Consider the following 18,842-nt stretch of genomic DNA (forward strand, 5'->3'; position numbering starts at 1 on the left):
ACATTGTTCAGCTTACATTCCAAATCACGCATTAAGTGTGATTCAGATCACTCCTGCAATAGTTGTCAAAAATCGTTCAAAAAATTATGTCGAAATTTTAACAACGAACAAACGCCTAATAACCTTCATATAATGGAATGAAATAAATACTCAATAGAAGTGTCAGAAAGGAGCAATGACAGTGAATAAACGAAGTAAAGGTGAAAATAGTGAGTCATTTGGAGATCTAATGAAGTCAATGAATCAATTATTCCATGAAAAGCCTGTAAAAGGTTTTTTGCAATCAATAGATGAATTTTTTAAAAATCCTTTCCCCATGTCAGCACCATTTCAAGTAAACACGCAAGAAACAGTAAATGAATATGTCATAACTGCAGAGCTTCCAGGTGTAAATCGTGAACAAATTCAAATAGATGTATTGGAAAATTACATGACGATTTCTGTACATGCAATTGAATCATTCACCGAGGAAGATGATAACAAAAACATCGTCAAGAGAAGACAATCCATGCATAAATCATCACGAACAATTGCGCTTCCACAACCGATTTTAGAAAACAAAGTAAAAGCCTCTTACAAAAATGGGCTGTTGAAAATTCGAGTTCCGAAGCAAAAAGGGAAGCAAATTTCTATCGGTGGTACTGAATAAAAAATAGGGGCTGACCACTATACAAGTGTCAGACCCCACATAATCTTTATTTTGAAGTATTCAGCCAGCCACTAAAATAGCCTGTCGGAACATTGAAATAGGATTTCGCGAAGCGAATGAATTCTTGTGTATCCACTTCCTTATAACGAAAATGCTCATAATAGTCAGAAAGAAATTGCATACTTACTGTTTTTACATCATCTCCCTTTTCTCTGTATTTATCCTTCATGATCTTTAGCAATTCAACGGCAGGCTGTCCATATACATAGCCGGAATTTTTCAATTGATCCAATGATACATTTGAATGTTGTCTTCCTAGCTCTAGCTCTCTAATAATTTGTAGTCGCCGATTCGACATTCTGAATGCCATATATTCCGATTCATTTTTATCGATATAAAAATACAATGAGGTCGCAAATTCTGTAATCCCTTCGTCTATCCATGCTTCATGATATTGATCATTTATAACGACCCCGTAAAAATATTGATGTGCAATTTCATGAACGATCGAAATATTATAAAAATGAGTATCCTGGATATAAGGATTTATTGTGACGATCCCGGGGTATTCCATAAAGACTCCATTATCAAGGATAATATCTAATTGTTTATGAGGGTATTCTCCGATATTTTCCTGATAAAATATCAAGGCGCTTTTAGCTAAATCTATTGTATCATCAATATTTTTATCATGATCTTTTTTTGTAAATAAGCGGATATTTACTCCATCATTTGCATTTGTCTCATACATGTCCATGTTTTTCATAATCGCGATGAAAAAGTCCCTAACTTTGTTTATTTTTACTGTTCCTTCTGTTTTGCCAATTTCTGCATCTCGAGCAGCCGTCGAAACGAAGGAATAGCCTTTCGGAATCTTATAAGACACTTTAAAATTAGAAAAATCTGTGTGATACGTTTCTAAACGATCTGAATAATCTTCCTTATTCCATTTGCCATTTTGAAATGTAGCAAGCATTGGATACCATTGAGCTAAATAATAATTATCTTTCTCCTTAGAAAACCTGACTCCACCTTCTGGAACGGTGAAAGAATAATCAATTTTCACTTTATATTTTGTTTTGTTTTTCAGTTCATCTGGGATATGTATTGTTAATGTATCATGGTTTAAATCGTACTGAACTTTCTGATTATTAATGTTAATTTCTTTCATTTCTATTTCTGAAAAGCCTTTCACATCTGAAAATTGATGACCTTTTATAAAAGCGTTCGGGATAAAATAAAATACGAGTTCATTCCACGCTACGTCTGACTTATTTTTTACATGAATTGTTGCTGCTGTTTCAAAATGACCGCTCTCATCCATTGATAATTTCAAATCATAATTCGCTTTATTATTATTTTTTACACCTATGTCTGCATCTCTAGTTAGATATACATAAGAGCCAGCTCCAATAAAAATAAAAATGAGCAAGACAAAAGCAAGCTTTTCTCCACTAAAAGTCCAAAATCTCCTATTACTGCCAAATTGTTTTCTTACCGGATTAAAATTTGCAGATTGACCTGTTTTAATCCAAGGTGTCTTCGCATAATTTGATTGAAAACGATTTTTCAAGCCGTTTGCCAGCATGCTAAATGAAATCGTTGTAAATAATAGAACAATTAATGGGACAATCAAAATATGAGTATTTCCATAAATGTTTCCCCGCGCTTGCCCAACTAAACCAGATAGCTCTTTTGTAACGGAAAGATATATTAGTGGATCAAAACGGACAGTTGTCCCTCCAATAAAAATATTCATTAATGCAAGTTGACCCATAATCGTAATGACATAAACAATTTCTAAAATAAACGTAACTAATAAAGACTCTTTCAATAAAGGGAAGATATGCTTCCAAATAAGTCGATTTCTTCTCGCTCCTAATACTTTAGCAGCTTCTATATAATCAGATTTGTAAAGCTCAGCCGTTTTTAATCTGATAGATGAAACAATACTTGGGATACTTATGACAGAAGCAATAATAATAAAATAGCTTACTAAAGTGCTAACTTGTAAATGACTATTAAAACTAATCGGTCTCATGAAGAAATAAAGGATTAAAAATAATGGAACATAGCTCCAAGCATTTTCAAATGCAATGATCCAGGTTGGCGTCTTTTTCCAAGTCCCGATATACAAGCCCAATATTGTGCCAAAGAGCATTTTTATTATCGTTACACATAATGCGATAAACACTGTATACCTTATCCCATACAAGATCATCGTTAATAAATCATAGCCCCATTTATCTGTCCCCAATGAATAGCTTTCATCCTTAAACGGCGCTAATGGAGGTGAGAGAACTTTACCATTTGTATACTGTGTCTCAAGCATCTCTGTTAAAGTGTGAGGTGCCATCATCGGTCCAAATAAACAAAGAAATAGTAACGCGGAAACGAATACAATTCCGATATAGAATGGATAATTTAGCTTGAATAGTTTATTCATATATAAATCCTCGTTTAAAAAGATAAAATAGTATTCTTACTGATAAATAGACAATTGCTGATATAATGAGCAACGAAAATAATCCAATAGCAATTGGCTGAATTTCATTACTTTGAAAGATAAATTTTGTAATACCTGAAACATTCATTATGTATTCAATAATAAAGAGATTTCCGATTGCTAAAGAGATTACTTTTACGAGCTCTGCTTTAATAAACGGTTCAATATTTTTATAAACATGTTGAAAATTAATATAATTCAAACGCAGTCCTTTCGCGACAGCTGTACGAATATAATCTTCCCCACTCGTTTGATAATATTTTACCGCAATAAGTTTAAATAAATATAAGGTTGGCGCAATACTAACTTGCAGGGTAGGAAACCATATGTTTAATACTCCTGCATCAGGACGTAGTGACATGATACGAACGCCTGTTAATTTATAAAATTTTACCGCCAAGATTAAAGAAATAATAATGATAATGAAGTCCGGAATCGTCGATAGAATATTCAATATGTAATTAAACACCCTTGTTAGTCGGAAGCGGCTAATAAATATCCCAAAGATTAAACTCACCACAACTGCCACATTTACTCCCACCAACATGAGCTTTAGACTCATAAAAAAATTATCCGCAATATCTGAAGCAATTTCTCTCCTTTGCATTCCTAATTGATAAGTACCAAGATTTCCATGGCTTAATTCACTTATAAAGCTTGTATAAACATCAGGCAGCTTCTCAAAATTCCACTTCAATTGCTTTTCTGTTTGGTCGATTTCGATCATCATTGGCAGAGAAGCTAGAGTAAGGATTAAGAGGATGATTATCACAATTTGTTGTAAAATTCTTAGCATATAAGCTCCTCCTTTTGAATCATTTTTTCATTCTCATTCTAAACTGTCAATAATTTTTCGAAAATTTTCCATAAAAATACCTGTGGGAAGAAGTCACAGTCAACGAGTTGATCCAAAAAAGTCAGATCTAAATGACACCCTCTTCACCACAGGCGATCCCAAAATCGCTATTTTCATTTTAATTAAAATTAAAGTTTAATCATTCCTCCTAAACCTTTAACCATTGAAGAGACTTGATTTACGGCACTCATCATTGACCCAGCAGTATTCATCATTTTATTAAAATCCAATGACCCATCTTGAGATTTAAATGAGTTAATAATGGATTGAACACCAGAAGGTTGTTTTGGAATAAATGATTGTTTCGGATAAGGGTTCATATATGGATTAGGTGAAAAAGATTGCTGAGAATTCATGGAAAATTGATCATGTTCAGGTTCTAAAGGATTTTGAAAAACATTTTGAGCATAATTATTTGGTGCATTTTGATGTTGTTGTTGAATTTGATGTTGTTGTTGAATTTGATGTTGTTGTTGAAAATGATAGTTAGGTGTTGGATATTGATTGTACATTGGCATTGGAGAAGGCTGATATGGATGATTACTTAAATGGGACCCTCCGAAAGCTTGATTTCCCTGAATATATGGATTCCAATTTCCTAACTCATTCCCATACATAGGATAAGGATATTGACGCAAATGATGTTCGGGATACATCCTCATCAAATAAGGATTCATGCTTGGTAAGTGTGCAAATGGTACTTGATTATGAAAGGTGGCTCTCTGTTTCCTTTTGCCAAACATAGGTTACACCCTCTTTATAAATATATTTCTATACTTCAATTTATGTTCCTATCGCCCATTTTGTGAATGCTTTGCAATCATACATTATGTCTAACTATGAAAAAAAATGTCGGAAGTCTAAAAATTTCAAAAACAAAAAAAGTTCACGTCTTTATGTTAATATAAAAAAAAGAAATTAACGCTCTACCAATTTTTGAGGAGGGAATTAGCATGAATGTTCACGAACTAGCAATGGAGTTTTTTCAAAAGCGAAAACACAATCCAGAAAATGTAAATGAATTACTAGACTTTACTAAAAAGTCGTATATTCACAATGATATTTCGATTTCGGTTTATCGGAATCTTGTTCGTGAGCTTGAAGCACAAGGAGCAGAAGTTCCTGATTCTTTTTAAGCTTTGCCATCATGTAAAAAGGGAGCCCATATTTCAAGGCTCCCTTTCCTCTTTAGATACTAACGCAATTATGTTATTCAAAATATACTTTATTGATGTCACTATATTCGTAAATCTCGTACGACTTGTTTCGGGAAAAAAGGCTTGAACAGCTATAGCCTCAATTTGGTCATATGTGGAATCAATTTGCGCAACATGCATGTTTTTTGGCTTTCTCGTCTCAATCCAGTTTAAAGCTACTATTCTCCATTGGTCATTAATATGTTTTACTTTATCTGCAAAAGGCTTTACTTCAGTATAAAAGTCTCCAGCCTTCCCTGTCTTTTTTACATCCTCAAACTTTTCTGCGACTGTATTAACCAAAGATAATAATTGAATGGTTAATTTTTTTAACTCGTTTTTCTCTTTCATCAAACTCAACTCCATACTTGATAACCCGATTACTGTGACATAATCTTATCGTATATTTGCTTTAATAGCCAAGTTTGAGTTTGAGATTTTTTGAATGCTCGATTTTTATTGAATGACAAACACCGGGGAGAAGGGTTTCATTTTTTTCCAACTTTTCTACTTTTGCACTTAAATCACGAAGTTTAGCTAAATAGCTATTTTCCCAGTTAACCTTTGAAGAAATACTGGATTCTAGCAAGTTTTCCGCAGCTTCTATTTGAGCATATATTTCCGTTAACTTCATCATCACTGTCTCTTTATCCACGACCTGAACATTCATTATTACCCCTCCTTACTTAAATAGTATGACTACCTATTCTCTATCATTTTATTCTTTCCTTCACGAGTGACAAAACTAGAAATGATTCGCCAAAGATAGTATATTTTTGCATTCTCAGCCTTTCAATTCGACAGGTCATTTCATCATACTTAGAATATAAATGGCTTTGTTCATTTGTCTTTGCTTATTTAAATACCAATCCGTCATTTCAATTGGATATTTTTGCAATCCAGCAAACTTCAACCATCTTCGTTTTATCGGTGTTTTTGCTGACCAATCTTTCATATATTGTTTGCGATGCTTTATAGCGGGGTATGTACATCTTAAAAATGGCGTTGTTCTTTTTGTACCATTATTAAAATAATACTCATAATCATATCTCGAACCTGTATGAACGGTTCTGCACGCAAATTCAAAGAAGTTTGGAAATAGCTCTTTTTTAAATAAAATATGTGCTAGTCTTTTTCCTAAATTAATCCGTTCTGTTACTGATTTAAACCCATGAACACTCGCACCATATAATTCACCATGACAAGTTGGAAAAATAACCGCACTAAAATGAAACCAATCTTGAAATAAAAAAATCGGTGAATAAAATACTTTCATTTTATAATGTGGATGTTTAATGACTGGCTGTTGAATAACATTTTGCTCATTGATAATTAATGAATACAATAACCTCTTTACATTCTTTTCTTTCCAAAAACAGTTCCATTCTTGTTCCATAAATGAAGATACATGGAAAAAGCTTAATAAATGAAACATAGGTCGCTTTATTTTCGTCGAATATTGATAGAGCAGTAGTTGAGGATAAGCATCTTGGAAAATTAACCAATTTGCCCGTTCATATGTTAAGAAAAGTTTAGTTCGAAATTTTTTCTTTATTATTTTCGGAAGTGATAGTCCTTCAAGGTCGCACATGTTCCAACCGGCATTACGGGACACCATACTTGCAAGAAACGACCAGCATATTTCAGGGAATTTAATATAGTAATCAAAATAGGCTTCTGTCCGTGAAATATTATCAACATTACAGGCTTTTGTCATATGTTTAATTTTTTGTATGAGTTCTGCTTCATCTTTATCAAGTGTACTCGAACATGTCTTTTTATTTAGTGGAAACATGATTATCCTCCAATAGCTGCATATCTTTTACCTTTTACAGAACAGAAATTTTTATTCAACCAAAATTTCTCGAGATTTGGTATGATAAGTGTAGCTTGTGAGGTGACAACAATGAATTTCCATTATCCGAATGGCAAAAGATATGTTCCGGTAAAAAAGGAAGCGATAAAATTAAAGCAAGAGAAAAAATGGTCATTTGGTAATCGTGGTATGACTTTGGAGGAAGATATTAATGAAACAAATGATTATTATTTAGTACACGAGATTGCTGTCATTCATAAAAAGCCTACACCTGTTCAAATTGTCCAAGTTGACTATCCAAAAAGAAGTGCAGCAGTCATTAAAGAAGCCTATTTCAAACTAGCATCAACAACTGATTATAATGGTGTCTATAAAGGTCGCTACATTGATTTTGAGGCAAAAGAAACACAAAATAAAACATCATTCCCATTAAAAAACTTCCATGAGCACCAAATAAAACATATGGAAGCAGTTGTGAAACAAAAAGGAATATGTTTTGTTCTTTTACGATTTTCGAGTACTGAAGAAATTTTTCTCTTAGAAGCGAACTATTTGCTTAAATTTTGGCAAAGGATGAAAGAAGGCGGAAGAAAATCGATAACGAAAGAAGAAATAATCGAAAACGGTCATTTAATTCCACTAGGCTATCAGCCTAGAATTGACTATATAAAAAAAATCGATTATCTTTATAACTTAAAATAAACTGTAGAAAAACAGAGCAATCATTCTAGAAAGGATGAACATATATGGCAGAAAAATACCAATCAAGAGAGGAGCGCCGAAAACAACATGCCACAAAGCCGAAAAATAATCGGAAGAAACAGCCAAAAGGAATCTTTAAGAAGATTTTCTTGACTCTAATCGCTCTTGGCATTGTAGGTATTATTGCTGGCGCTGGAACCTTTGCTTATATGGTAAAGGATGCACCTAAACTAGATGAAAAACAATTAAAGGATCCCATTCCTTCAAAGATTTTAGATAAAGATCAAAATGTTATCACAGAAGTTGGGTCAGAACGACGAGACTATGTTAATTATGAGGATATTCCGAAATTAGTCGAAAATGCATTCCTTGCAACAGAAGATGTTCGCTTTTATAAGCATCACGGGATGGATTTAAAACGACTAGCGGGAGCAGTCGTAGCCAATTTCACAAGAGGTTTTGGGGCAGAAGGAGCAAGTACGATTACACAGCAAGTTGTGAAAAACTCCTTTCTTAACAATAACAAAACCTTAAGTAGAAAAGCCCAAGAGGCTTGGCTATCCTTCCAGTTGGAAAGAAAATATACAAAAGAAGAAATTTTCGAAATGTATGTTAATAAAATATGGATGGCTGAACGTAGTCATGGAGTATTAACTGCTTCTCATATTTATTTTGGTAAAGATCTTGATCAATTAGAGTTGCATGAAGCTGCATTGCTCGCAGGAATGCCGCAAAGCCCTGAAAATTATAATCCTTTTAAGCATCCTGATAGAGCAGAAAAGAGGAGAAATATTGTACTTTCATTGATGAATCAGCATGGGTTCATCACAAAGGAAGAGATGGAAGCTGCAAAGGCAATTCCTGTTGAATCTAGCCTTGTTAAGGAAGAAGATCGTAAACATAATGATGCTCCATATGATTCCTTTGTCGATATTGTAATAGACGAAATTAGTAATAAATATCCTGATTTAGATATTTCTTCAGACGGATTAACCATCTATACAACATTGGATACAAATGCACAAGATTATGTTGAAAAAATGTTGAATTCAAATGATATCGTTCAATTTCCAGATGATGAATTTCAAGCTGGGATTACCCTGCTTGATACGAAAACAGGAGAAATTAGAGCAATTGGAGGCGGTCGAAACTTAAAAGTTAAACGCGGTTTCAACTTTGCCCAAGACACGAGAAGACAAGCAGGTTCTACCTTTAAACCGATTGCCGATTATGGCCCTGCGATTGAATATTTAAAATGGGGTACTTATTATACACTTGATGATAAGCCGTACACTTACTCTAATGGAGTAAAAATCAATAACTGGGATCGAAAACATATGGGCGTTATGTCAATGCGGGAAGCGTTAGCTCGTTCACGTAATATTCCAGCACTGCAAACATTGCAAAAAGTTGGCCTAGATAAGGCTAAAGATTTTGCTAATGGATTAGGATTTTCAATAGATGAGATGGTTGAATCTCATTCCATTGGAACGTTTCCAGTATCGCCAATCCAAATGGCTGGAGCATACAGTGCATTCGGTAATAATGGATTTTACACAGAGCCGCATTCTATTACCGCTATTGAAATGCGAGACGGCTCAAAAATAAATGTCTCTCCAGACACGAAGCCTGTTATGAAGGATTATACAGCTTTTATGGTTACAGATATGCTGAAAAGTGTTGTGAAAGACTCTTACGGTACAGGGAAATTAGCAAATGTTTCTGGGCTTCATTTGGCTGGAAAAACGGGGACAACAAACTATGACGCTAAGCAAATTCAAGATTGGAATATCCAAAAAGGTGGAATCCCTGATGCTTGGTTTGCCGGCTATACAACTAATTACACCGCTGCAGTATGGACTGGCTATAAAGATATGAAAAATTCAATTGCACCAGGTAAAGATCAACAAATTGCTCAGCGCCTATTCAAAAACTTAATGCAGCATGTATCGCAAGGGATCGATACGCCTGATTTTACTGTACCGAATAGTGTTGAGAAGGTTGCCATTGAGAAAGGGTCAAATCCTGCAAAACTGGCTAGTGATTTTACACCTGATAACGAAATTATCCGTGAGTATGCCGTAAAAGGCTATGCTCCAACAGACGTTTCGGAAAAATACGATAAATTAGAGGCGCCTAGTCAACTTAAAGCTGCATATGACGCTGAGATGAATCAAATTTTATTAACATGGGATTATCCTAAGGAATTAGAAAATGTTCAATTCGAAGTTTCCGTCGCTCTCGACGATGGGTCTGAACAAGTTTTACAAGTAATTTCAGAAAATGGATTGAAAGTTGCTAATCCGATTCCAGGAGGTATATATCAATTTAAAGTTGTGGCCATGAGAGAGGATCAACGAAGTGATCCGGCAGTTGTGAAAGTAGAAATTCCATTGCAAGATGCGGATCATGATAATGACTGGGGCGATGATCAAGGTTCAGGAGACGATAATAGCACCCCTGGAAACGGGAATGGAAACGGGAATGGAAATGGGAACGGAAACGGGAATGGAAATGGGAACGGGTCAGATGATCATATCGATAACCCTGATAATACACAAGATCCCCCTTCTGACGATACTTCTCCGGATTCGGGAAATAGTTAATTTCAGTAAAAAAAGCGTCAAGCTCATTGCTTAGACGCTTTTTTTACTGCTAATTTTTTAACATATTGTTTCTCCATTTCAACCATTAATTCACTTAACTGTATAAAGGAATGATAAAAAGCAGGACGTTCAATAATGAAGGATAATCTTTCTCCTATATTGACTGGGCGAAAAGCTAGTTTATTTATGAAATCAGCTTCAAAAAACTGAACCGGAGATTCATTTGCCCAATATATAAATTCCAACAGGAGGCTAATTCCTTTTTTCATTGGTTCTAAAGCTTGTTTATAGTTCCTATTTAAAAATAATTCATCGAGAGTACTTTTTATTTTCTTCCATTCTGACATAAGAAGTGAAATGCACTCCTCTTTCATTTCCCATGGCCTCATTGCATCAATTCCAGAATAATAGGCAGCTTCATATAGAAATGGAATATTTACATTCATTGTTTGCAATGCCTTCCGCTCAACTATTAACTTTTCTTTTGCTAAAAAAAAGAATGGATGCTCTAATTCATGCGGAATGTTTATTGTAATCTCCTCTGTCACTGTCCATTCTTCTCCTTTATCCTTTTCTTTCCTTCTCTACATACGTTAAGCAAAGGGCAAATTGTACATTGAGGATTTTGTGCTTTACAATGATATCTGCCAAAAAAGATCATGCGATGATGGGTAACAGACCACTCTTCAAGTGGGATCTTTTTCATTAATGTTTTTTCAACTTCTAGAACAGAATCCTTCCAACGACAAAAGGCTAATCTTTTGCTAACACGTTCCACATGAGTGTCAACTGCAATTGCAGGTACGCCAAATGCGACAGAAACGACAACATTTGCTGTCTTTCTTCCAACACCTGGAAGCTTCATTAATTCATCTCGGTCTCGTGGAACCTCTCCATCATAATCAGTTAATATTAATTGACATAGTTTTTGAATATTTTTCGCCTTATTGCGGAATAAACCAATAGAACGAATATCTTGCTGTAATTCCTCTAGTGAAACATTTAAATAATCTTGAGGAGTTTTATATTTTTGGAAGAGCTGTTCAGTTACTTTATTAACGAGAACATCTGTACATTGTGCCGAAAGGGCAACTGCGATGACAAGCTCAAATGGATTTGTATGATTCAATTCACAATGGGCATTCGGAAACATTTCCCCCATTTTATCAAGGCAAAATCGAATTTGACTCTTATTTAACAATTTCTCTCACCACTTACTAATTTATTGCTCTAACCAATTATAAAACGGAATTGTCTTCACTGCTTGTGATGTTCCTTCAGATTGTTTCGAGCGCTGTTGTATTTGATTCTGCCTAAATTTTTTCCCATAACTTTTCGCTTGCTCAATTGTTTTAATTCCATTTTTCTTCCATTCAAATAAGATTCTATCAATATAACGGAAGTTTAATTTACCTGACATAACAGCCTCTCTGAGTGCTGCTTTAATAATATGTGGATCATGATGATCATCGTCCATCCATAATGCAAGTGTTTCACATTCAAAAGGTGATAACGGTCGACCGAATTCTTGTTCAAAGCATGTATATAAATCAGTCTCATTTTTTTGATTCATCATTACCGCTTCTTGTTTGTTTTTCATGAGGAATTGATCAATTAACTTTTCCCATAATGGTTCAATCTCGTATTTTTCATATCGAATTCCATCTGCTAAGTAACCTTCTTTTATTTCTATAAACCCTTTCTGAATTAATTTACGCAAAATTTCCGTACATTCGGAGACAGAGATTGTCATGCGGGATGATAATTCGGTAGGAGTAGGAAATTCATTTCCGTTTTCAATAAAGGAGATTACATGCAATATGAGTATTAGTTCATGCTCATTTAAATTCATTTCTTTATATTGAGATAATAAAACTCCAGGGATCGTAACATGTCCTTCTCGAAGCCATTTCATCATATTTGTTTTAGCCATTCCTGACACCTCAATTTAAGTATAGCATGAATTATATTCACTAGTAAGATGAAAAAAATCCGCCGAAGCGGATTATAGCTTATGGATATAGACGGTTTAATAAACGTGGGAATGGGATTGTTTCCCTTACATGCTCAACTCCACTAATCCAAGCAACCGTTCTTTCAAGTCCAAGACCGAAACCAGAATGTGGAACAGAACCGTATTGACGAAGCTCTAAATACCATTTATAAGCGTCCATTTCTAAATGATGCTCTTCCAAACGTTTCTTTAATAGCTCAAAGTCGTGAATCCGTTCTGAACCACCAATAATTTCACCATAGCCTTCAGGAGCAATTAAGTCCGCACATAATACTACATCATCACGTTCTGGATGAGGCTGCATATAAAACGGCTTTAACGAAGTAGGATAATGTGTAATAAATACTGGCTTATCAAAGCTTTCAGCAATAGCAGTTTCATGTGGCGCGCCGAAATCATCGCCCCATACAATATCATCAAATCCTTTTTCTTGGAGAAACTTAACAGCATCATCATATGTGATTCGAGGGAAAGGCGCTTTTACTTGTTCAAGTTTTGCCGTATCACGACCTAATGTTTTAAGTTCAATACTGCAATTTTTTAAGACAGATTGAACAATATAAGAAACATAATCCTCTTGGAGCTTTAAGCTTTCCTCATGCTCATAAAACGCCATTTCAGGCTCAATCATCCAAAATTCGATTAAATGACGGCGGGTTTTTGATTTTTCTGCACGGAAAGTTGGACCAAATGAAAATACTTTCCCAAGTGCCATAGCTGCAGCTTCCATATATAACTGGCCGCTTTGAGAAAGATAAGCATCTTCATCAAAATATTTCGTATGGAATAATTCAGACGTTCCTTCAGGTGCACTTCCTGTTAAAATAGGTGGGTCTACCTTAACAAAACCTTGTTCATTGTAGAACTCATAAGTAGCTCTAATAATTTCATTACGAATTTTCATCACTGCATGCTGACGACGAGAACGGAGCCATAAGTGACGATTATCCATTAAAAACTCAGTTCCGTGTTCTTTTGGTGTAATTGGATAATCTACTGCAGCGTGGATAACCTCAATGCCAGTAACAAGTAGTTCATATCCTAGTGGAGAACGTTCATCTTTCTGAATCTTACCCGTAACATATAAAGAAGACTCTTGTGTTATTGATTTAGCTGCTTGAAATACTTCTTCAGCCACTTCTGTCTTAACGACGACTCCTTGGATAAATCCTGTTCCATCACGCAATTGCAGAAAAGCAATTTTTCCGCTAGAACGTTTATTCGCAATCCATGCACCGATTACGACTTCTTGATCTACATATTTGTAAACTTCAGATATTGTTGTTTTAACCACAAATATTCCCTCCAAAAACTAGTAAATCTTTCGCTATGTATCCTTTATATTATACTCTTCGAAGTTCAGACAAGCAATATTGCTTAAAAAAACAGCAGCTGAAAATACTCAGCTGCCATTTTCAATTATTTCATTTTACTTTTGACAAATTGCTGTATCCGTACTAGAGCATTCTCCAATAGCTCTAAAGATGTTGCATATGATAGACGAATATTATTCGGTGCACCAAAGCCTGTTCCTGGAATTACAGCTACCATCGCTTCTTCCAACAATGCAGTTGAGAACGCATCAACATCTTCGTAACCAGTTAATTCTAAAGCTTGTTTAACATTAGGAAATAAATAAAATGCACCTTGCGGCTTAATACAAGTAAAGCCTGGGATATTAATTAATTTGTCGTAAATCGTGTTTAATCTTACTTCAAAGGCAGCACTCATTTCTAAAACCATTTCCTTTGGACCTGCGTATGCTGCAATTGCTCCATATTGAGCGTTTGTCGTTGGATTCGATGTGCTATGGCTAGCTAGGTTTGTCATCGCTTTAATAAGCTTTGAGTTACCAGCTGCATAACCGATTCTCCAACCTGTCATTGAGTGTGATTTTGACACTCCATTAATAATTATGGTTTGTTCTTTTAATTGCGATGAAAGCTCTGCAATTGATACGTGCTTAAAACTGCCATAAACTAATTTCTCATAAATCTCGTCTGATACAATAAGAATATTATGCTTTAAGCATACTTCACCTAATGCTACTAATTCTTCTTCCGAGTAAAGCATTCCAGTAGGATTGCTTGGGGAATTAATAATAATCGCTTTCGTTTTGTTTGTAATGGAGGCAGTTAACTGCTCGGGTGTAATCTTGTATTCATTTTCTTCTTTCCCCTCAACATAAACAGGAACACCATCAGCTAATTTTACTTGTTCAGGATAACTTACCCAATATGGAGTTGGAATAATGACTTCATCACCTTCATTCAAAAGTGATTGAAACAAAGTATAAAGGACGTGCTTTGCACCGCTTCCGACAATAATTTGGCTTAGGTCATATTCGATTCCTTGATCCCGCTTAAATTTATTGATAATTTCTTTTTTCAAAGCTGGAAGACCTGCAGAAGGCGTATACTTAGTATGACCTTCAAGCATTGATTTGTGGGCAGCCTCGATTATATGCTGAGGGGTATTAAAGTCAGGTTCCCCTGCCCCTAACCCAATCACATCGAATCCTTGTGCTTTAAGCTCTTTTGCCTTTGCAGTAATAGCGAGCGTTGAAGAAGGTGTTAATGCCGTAACTCTATGTGCAAGCTCTAAATCCAATTCCTTTCCCTCCACTTATAAGTTCTCAATTTTTTTAAGCCAATCTCCACTTTTGAAATCAACATAATAATAATTTATTAAGTCCCCATTTGAACGATAATAAATTTCCCATACAGGGAAATCTTTTAACATGCCTAGGCGAACGGAAATAATTTCTTGAGGATCTTTTTCTTCTTTTAGTTTATTTATTGCTTCTTGTTTTGTAATCCCATCCGCCTGTTTTCGTACAATAATTTTTCCTTCTTTTTCTGGTACCCATACATAAATGCCTGTCCCACTGTCATCCTTGCCCTTTATGACATAATAGGTGTCTTGACCGTTATATAAAGTAAAGTCCTCAGCTTCTACTAACTCTGTTTTTTCAAGTGCAGTCTGAATGGCTTTTTGCTTAGCTTCCTTGACAGGATTTACAGCATTTACATAAATAATTGAAGCTACTCCAATACAAGCAACAATGGTAATAATGCTAATTATAATAAATTTCTTCACATTTTTCACTCTACTTATGTTCGATAAATTGTAAAAACAGCTTTATTTTGATCCTCTTTATCAAGTGCTAACCCGAACATTAAATCCTTTTCTTTTAATGTCCTATTTAAGATATCGACAATCTTATACAAATCTGAACTGTGCATGATTTTTACTGTCGATAAAACCTCAATCTTGCTTTCCATTCTGGAATTCCTCCTCAAGGACTTTCAATATTTGTTACTAATATGCTTGTTCGTTCAGGACATGCTATAAGTACGTAACAAGAAATACGTATGTATGCTTAGCTTAGCCAGTATATCCTGTTTAGCGGAGCTAGACACTTACCTAACTCATAAAAGCCCATACTTTATTTTTCTATAGTACAGTATAACAGCTTAGAGTTAACCCTTAAATATATCATCAAAAATTTTTTCTTCTAATCCACAACTTCGTTTTGCTGCGCTCAAAAGCGCAGCATTTTTTATAGCCATTTCTTAATCATTTCCACAATCTCTCCAATTTTCCTTTTTTCAACTGGAATAGAAGGAATGGATTCCAAGAAGGATTTTCCATATTTTGTTGTTATGACCCTACGGTCAAAAATGAATATAAATCCACGATCCGTTTTCGTTCTAATTAGTCTGCCAAAACCTTGTTTAAACCTAATGATGGCCTCAGGTAATGAATAATTAGAAAATGGATTCCCTCCATTGTTTTTAATTTCCTCACACTTTGCTTCCATAATTGGGTCATCCGGTGGTGAAAATGGCAGTCGCACAATGATTAAACAACTTAAATCTTCTCCCGGAATATCTATCCCTTCCCAAAAGCTACTCGTACCCAATAAGATTGCTTTATCAAAGCGTTGGAAATTCCGTGTTAGTCTTGAACGGCTACCACTCGATATTCCTTGGGCTATTATGGCATAATCATCAAGAAAACCGGATTCCTTTATTAAGTCATACGTCTTTCTCAACATGTCATGAGAAGTAAATAATATGAGCATCCTTCCCTTTGTCGCTTCTGCAATTGATATAATGTGCTCACTAATGGCTGCCACATATTCTTCAAGTGAAACAGCATTTACTTCGGGCAAATCATCTGGAACAATTAGTTTTACCTGTTTATCATAGTTGAAAGGGGATTGAATTTGCATAGTTGAACAATCAGATGATTGAAGTCCTAGCTGCTCTCCCATATAGTTAAAAGAATTTTTAACTGACAATGTAGCCGAGGTAATCACGACACTATTCTTATTTTTGAAAAATTGCTCTTTTAAATATTCAGCAACTGAAATAGGCTGCGTAAAAAGAGTTGTTGCATTTTGTGTTGATCTCACATCTATTTCAATCCATTTTACATATTCACGTAATGATTGTAAAAATAATTTTCTAATGATGAGTATTTCTTCTGAAAGTTCATCTAATAGTGAGGATAATTCTTCTAGGCTTGATTTATCTCGTGCCGTTAACAAATCTTTCACTTCACTATTCCGAATTGCTTTTAGCCGCTTCGTTAATTCGTTTACAACATCGACTAACTGGAATAAAAATCTTTCAGCACTTGTCTGTACTGCTTCCCACTCTTTGCTCGACTCATCATTAGAAATACGGCAATTAACCCGATTAAACCCTTTTATCGCCCTCGATTTTTTTTTCGCAAAAATAGAAATGATTTTAAATAATTCAGCAAGTTCAAAATCTAGTTGGATAAGCATTTGATTTACTTCAAAAGAATGAAGTAAATCAAGGTCATCAAGGTTCAGCTTTTCAACTATTTGTTCGAGTTTAAATAGTAAATGCTTTTGTTCCATAAATCCTATTTGACTAAGCTGATAACGAATTTTTAAATAATCAAACGTATAGCCAAAATGCTTGCTTGCAACTTGACCAAAATGATGACCTTCATCAATGACAATATATTTATAATCAGGAAGTATTTTTGATTCAGCAATAAGATCAGTAAGAATAAGCGAATGATTTGTAATAATGAGATCTGCATTGGAGGCTTTTCTTCGCGCACGTAAATAAAAATCTCTTGAAAGCCAAGATTTATTTTCTAGAAAAACCGTTTCATCATTTTTTATTTTATTCCAGAAAATAATGCCACCGCTTGATAAATTTACATCGTCAATATCACCGGATTCCGTCTCTGTTAACCAAACGAGAATTTGCATTTTCGTAAGAATGGTATCGTAATTATCATCATAATCTATCAACGATTGCTCGAATTTTGTCAAGCTTAAATAATGACTTCTTCCTTTTATTAAAGCGGCATTAATAGAAAACGGAAGCATTTTTTTTAGCTTCGGGATATCATTTGTAAGTAATTGATCTTGTAGCTGTGTCGTATAGGTGCTAATAACAACCGGTTGTTGTTTTTCTTTTCCAAAAAGCACAGCAGGAATTAAATAGGCTAATGATTTGCCAACACCTGTACCAGCTTCGATCATTGCATCGGTATTATCTGAAAAAGCATTATATATACAATCCATCATTGTAAATTGACCCATTCTTTGTTCATAAGAAGGAAACACTTTTTGGAAAAGTGTTATTTTTTCTTTATGCTCAGATGGATACCCTGACAAATCAGTTGTCGAACACTGATATCCTTCTTGCATTTTCTTTAATGCAATTCCATGATAAATCTCAAGATCATCGCGAACATTTTCAATGGTCGCTTCTCTTTGTGAAATGATTTCATCTAATAATAAACTAAAATCACTTTTTAATCCGCTAGCTAGCTTCTGAAGCTGTTTAACGGTTTGCAAAGGTAATTTCTCTATTCGCTCGAACAAAAGTAATAGCAGCTCTGCAGTCACATATGCATCACTATCTGCCTGATGAGGGCGCTCATGATTTAACCCTTCTCTTAAGGCAAGTTCAGACAATTGAAAGCTATCTGCTGTCGGCATTAGAATTCTTGCTAATTCAACAGTATCAATAATCGGACCATAATAACCGTTATACCCTGCTTCCACTAATTCTTCCTGTAAAAACGTCAGATCAAAAAGAACGTTATGGGCAACAAAGTATCCGCCTTCTAAAAGCGTTAATACTTTTGGAGCAATTTCGGAGAATTTTGGTGCATCCTTGACCATTTCATCATTTAGTCCCGTTAATTCTTCAATGAAGGGCGGAATTGATTGCCCGGGATTAACAAGCGAGCTATATTCTTCCGTAATTTTACCGTTTTCGATTACAGCCGCAGCAAATTGAATAATTTTATCACCCTTTTTTGGGGCGTTCCCTGTTGTTTCTAAATCAATCACAACAAATTTATTACCCATACTACACACCTCTAACATTCAGTCAATCAAACGGTATCATAAAAACAGAAAAAGAAAAAGGTTAATGACATAATTGCTTCATGTGATCATAGAAAAAGCCTGTGGGCTATAGGCTAAAAAACAGCTC

18 protein-coding genes are annotated in these 18,842 nt (G+C 34.8%); 4 read left to right on the top strand and 14 right to left on the bottom strand.

Annotated elements, in window-relative coordinates; genetic code table 11:
• Positions 1 to 175 precede the first annotated feature (175 nt).
• A complete protein-coding gene (locus KDN24_RS14710; RefSeq protein ID WP_491348058.1) occupies positions 176 to 649 on the top strand; it encodes an Hsp20/alpha crystallin family protein in 474 nt (157 codons plus the stop codon).
• Positions 650 to 695: 46 nt separating this feature from the next.
• Here KDN24_RS14710 and KDN24_RS14715 read toward each other — a convergent pair whose 3' ends face one another.
• The 3 genes from KDN24_RS14715 to KDN24_RS14725 form a co-directional block, all read right to left on the bottom strand.
• Positions 696 to 3,095 carry an ABC transporter permease subunit gene (locus KDN24_RS14715; protein WP_409973525.1) on the bottom strand — a complete coding sequence of 800 codons (2,400 nt, stop codon included), beginning with the start codon at positions 3,093 to 3,095 and terminating at the stop codon, positions 696 to 698.
• On the bottom strand, positions 3,088 to 3,951 hold the full coding sequence (locus KDN24_RS14720; protein ID WP_409973524.1) for an ABC transporter permease subunit: 864 nt from the start codon (positions 3,949 to 3,951) through the stop codon (positions 3,088 to 3,090). The genes KDN24_RS14715 and KDN24_RS14720 overlap by 8 nt, the downstream gene beginning before the upstream one ends.
• 188 nt (positions 3,952 to 4,139) lie before the next feature.
• Positions 4,140 to 4,754 (bottom strand): YppG family protein, encoded by a 615-nt coding sequence (locus KDN24_RS14725; protein ID WP_491348059.1) that lies wholly within the window; start codon positions 4,752 to 4,754, stop codon positions 4,140 to 4,142.
• A 210-nt stretch (positions 4,755 to 4,964) separates the two neighbouring features.
• Here KDN24_RS14725 and yppF point away from each other — a divergent pair, with 210 nt between their 5' ends.
• Positions 4,965 to 5,147 (top strand): YppF family protein, encoded by a 183-nt coding sequence (yppF, locus tag KDN24_RS14730; protein ID WP_409973522.1) that lies wholly within the window; start codon positions 4,965 to 4,967, stop codon positions 5,145 to 5,147.
• A gap of 33 nt (positions 5,148 to 5,180) precedes the next feature.
• Here the strand turns inward: yppF and KDN24_RS14735 are convergent, their stop codons facing one another.
• The 3 genes from KDN24_RS14735 to KDN24_RS14745 all read right to left on the bottom strand — a co-directional run bounded on the left by KDN24_RS14735 (position 5,181) and on the right by KDN24_RS14745 (position 7,002).
• Entirely contained in the window at positions 5,181 to 5,558 is a 378-nt protein-coding gene (locus KDN24_RS14735; protein ID WP_409973521.1) for a YppE family protein, read from the bottom strand.
• A gap of 61 nt (positions 5,559 to 5,619) precedes the next feature.
• Positions 5,620 to 5,877: a hypothetical protein gene (locus tag KDN24_RS14740; RefSeq protein ID WP_409973520.1), complete on the bottom strand. Its 258-nt coding sequence runs from the start codon at positions 5,875 to 5,877 to the stop codon at positions 5,620 to 5,622.
• A 135-nt stretch (positions 5,878 to 6,012) separates the two neighbouring features.
• Complete coding sequence (locus KDN24_RS14745; RefSeq protein WP_409973519.1) at positions 6,013 to 7,002, bottom strand: DUF2515 domain-containing protein; 990 nt, start codon at positions 7,000 to 7,002, stop codon at positions 6,013 to 6,015.
• 111 nt (positions 7,003 to 7,113) lie between these two features.
• Here KDN24_RS14745 and recU point away from each other — a divergent pair, with 111 nt between their 5' ends.
• Positions 7,114 to 7,725 (top strand): Holliday junction resolvase RecU, encoded by a 612-nt coding sequence (gene recU, locus KDN24_RS14750; RefSeq protein WP_409973518.1) that lies wholly within the window; start codon positions 7,114 to 7,116, stop codon positions 7,723 to 7,725.
• A 44-nt stretch (positions 7,726 to 7,769) separates the two neighbouring features.
• Positions 7,770 to 10,331 (top strand): PBP1A family penicillin-binding protein, encoded by a 2,562-nt coding sequence (locus KDN24_RS14755; RefSeq protein ID WP_409973517.1) that lies wholly within the window; start codon positions 7,770 to 7,772, stop codon positions 10,329 to 10,331.
• A 23-nt stretch (positions 10,332 to 10,354) separates the two neighbouring features.
• Here the strand turns inward: KDN24_RS14755 and KDN24_RS14760 are convergent, their stop codons facing one another.
• The 8 genes from KDN24_RS14760 to dinG all read right to left on the bottom strand — a co-directional run bounded on the left by KDN24_RS14760 (position 10,355) and on the right by dinG (position 18,715).
• On the bottom strand, positions 10,355 to 10,879 hold the full coding sequence (locus KDN24_RS14760; RefSeq protein WP_409973516.1) for a YpoC family protein: 525 nt from the start codon (positions 10,877 to 10,879) through the stop codon (positions 10,355 to 10,357).
• Complete coding sequence (nth, locus tag KDN24_RS14765) at positions 10,876 to 11,532, bottom strand: endonuclease III (protein WP_409973515.1); 657 nt, start codon at positions 11,530 to 11,532, stop codon at positions 10,876 to 10,878. Before nth ends, KDN24_RS14760 begins: the two co-directional genes overlap by 4 nt.
• A gap of 21 nt (positions 11,533 to 11,553) precedes the next feature.
• Positions 11,554 to 12,264 (bottom strand): DnaD domain protein, encoded by a 711-nt coding sequence (locus KDN24_RS14770; RefSeq protein WP_409973514.1) that lies wholly within the window; start codon positions 12,262 to 12,264, stop codon positions 11,554 to 11,556.
• A gap of 79 nt (positions 12,265 to 12,343) precedes the next feature.
• Positions 12,344 to 13,639, bottom strand: a complete 1,296-nt coding sequence (asnS, locus tag KDN24_RS14775; RefSeq protein WP_409973513.1) for an asparagine--tRNA ligase — start codon at positions 13,637 to 13,639, stop codon at positions 12,344 to 12,346.
• Between the two features lie 125 nt (positions 13,640 to 13,764).
• Entirely contained in the window at positions 13,765 to 14,955 is a 1,191-nt protein-coding gene (locus KDN24_RS14780; protein WP_409973512.1) for a pyridoxal phosphate-dependent aminotransferase, read from the bottom strand.
• 15 nt (positions 14,956 to 14,970) lie between these two features.
• The gene (locus KDN24_RS14785; RefSeq protein WP_409973511.1) at positions 14,971 to 15,444 is read right to left on the bottom strand and encodes a cell wall elongation regulator TseB-like domain-containing protein; all 474 of its coding nucleotides are present in this window, start codon (positions 15,442 to 15,444) and stop codon (positions 14,971 to 14,973) included.
• Between the two features lie 14 nt (positions 15,445 to 15,458).
• Entirely contained in the window at positions 15,459 to 15,629 is a 171-nt protein-coding gene (locus KDN24_RS14790; RefSeq protein ID WP_491348060.1) for a YpmA family protein, read from the bottom strand.
• 278 nt (positions 15,630 to 15,907) lie between these two features.
• Complete coding sequence (gene dinG / locus KDN24_RS14795) at positions 15,908 to 18,715, bottom strand: ATP-dependent DNA helicase DinG, 3'-5' exoribonuclease type (protein ID WP_409973510.1); 2,808 nt, start codon at positions 18,713 to 18,715, stop codon at positions 15,908 to 15,910.
• Positions 18,716 to 18,842 lie beyond the last annotated feature (127 nt).

Source organism: Cytobacillus sp. Bva_UNVM-123, from assembly GCF_046351715.2.
Taxonomy (GTDB): domain Bacteria; phylum Bacillota; class Bacilli; order Bacillales; family Cytobacillaceae; genus Cytobacillus.

Bases quoted from the DNA above. Each gene is read 5' to 3' on its own strand.
- KDN24_RS14740 (WP_409973520.1), bottom strand. From the start codon at position 5,877: ATGAATGTTCAGGTCGTGGATAAAGAGACAGTGATGATGAAGTTAACG.
- KDN24_RS14790 (WP_491348060.1), bottom strand. From the start codon at position 15,629: ATGGAAAGCAAGATTGAGGTTTTATCGACAGTAAAAATCATGCACAGT.
- recU (WP_409973518.1), top strand. From the start codon at position 7,114: ATGAATTTCCATTATCCGAATGGCAAAAGATATGTTCCGGTAAAAAAG.
- KDN24_RS14770 (WP_409973514.1), bottom strand. From the start codon at position 12,264: ATGGCTAAAACAAATATGATGAAATGGCTTCGAGAAGGACATGTTACG.
- KDN24_RS14755 (WP_409973517.1), top strand. From the start codon at position 7,770: ATGGCAGAAAAATACCAATCAAGAGAGGAGCGCCGAAAACAACATGCC.
- KDN24_RS14720 (WP_409973524.1), bottom strand. From the start codon at position 3,951: ATGCTAAGAATTTTACAACAAATTGTGATAATCATCCTCTTAATCCTT.
- KDN24_RS14745 (WP_409973519.1), bottom strand. From the start codon at position 7,002: ATGTTTCCACTAAATAAAAAGACATGTTCGAGTACACTTGATAAAGAT.
- KDN24_RS14715 (WP_409973525.1), bottom strand. From the start codon at position 3,095: ATGAATAAACTATTCAAGCTAAATTATCCATTCTATATCGGAATTGTA.
- KDN24_RS14735 (WP_409973521.1), bottom strand. From the start codon at position 5,558: ATGAAAGAGAAAAACGAGTTAAAAAAATTAACCATTCAATTATTATCT.
- dinG (WP_409973510.1), bottom strand. From the start codon at position 18,715: ATGGGTAATAAATTTGTTGTGATTGATTTAGAAACAACAGGGAACGCC.
- KDN24_RS14725 (WP_491348059.1), bottom strand. From the start codon at position 4,754: ATGTTTGGCAAAAGGAAACAGAGAGCCACCTTTCATAATCAAGTACCA.
- KDN24_RS14710 (WP_491348058.1), top strand. From the start codon at position 176: ATGACAGTGAATAAACGAAGTAAAGGTGAAAATAGTGAGTCATTTGGA.
- yppF (WP_409973522.1), top strand. From the start codon at position 4,965: ATGAATGTTCACGAACTAGCAATGGAGTTTTTTCAAAAGCGAAAACAC.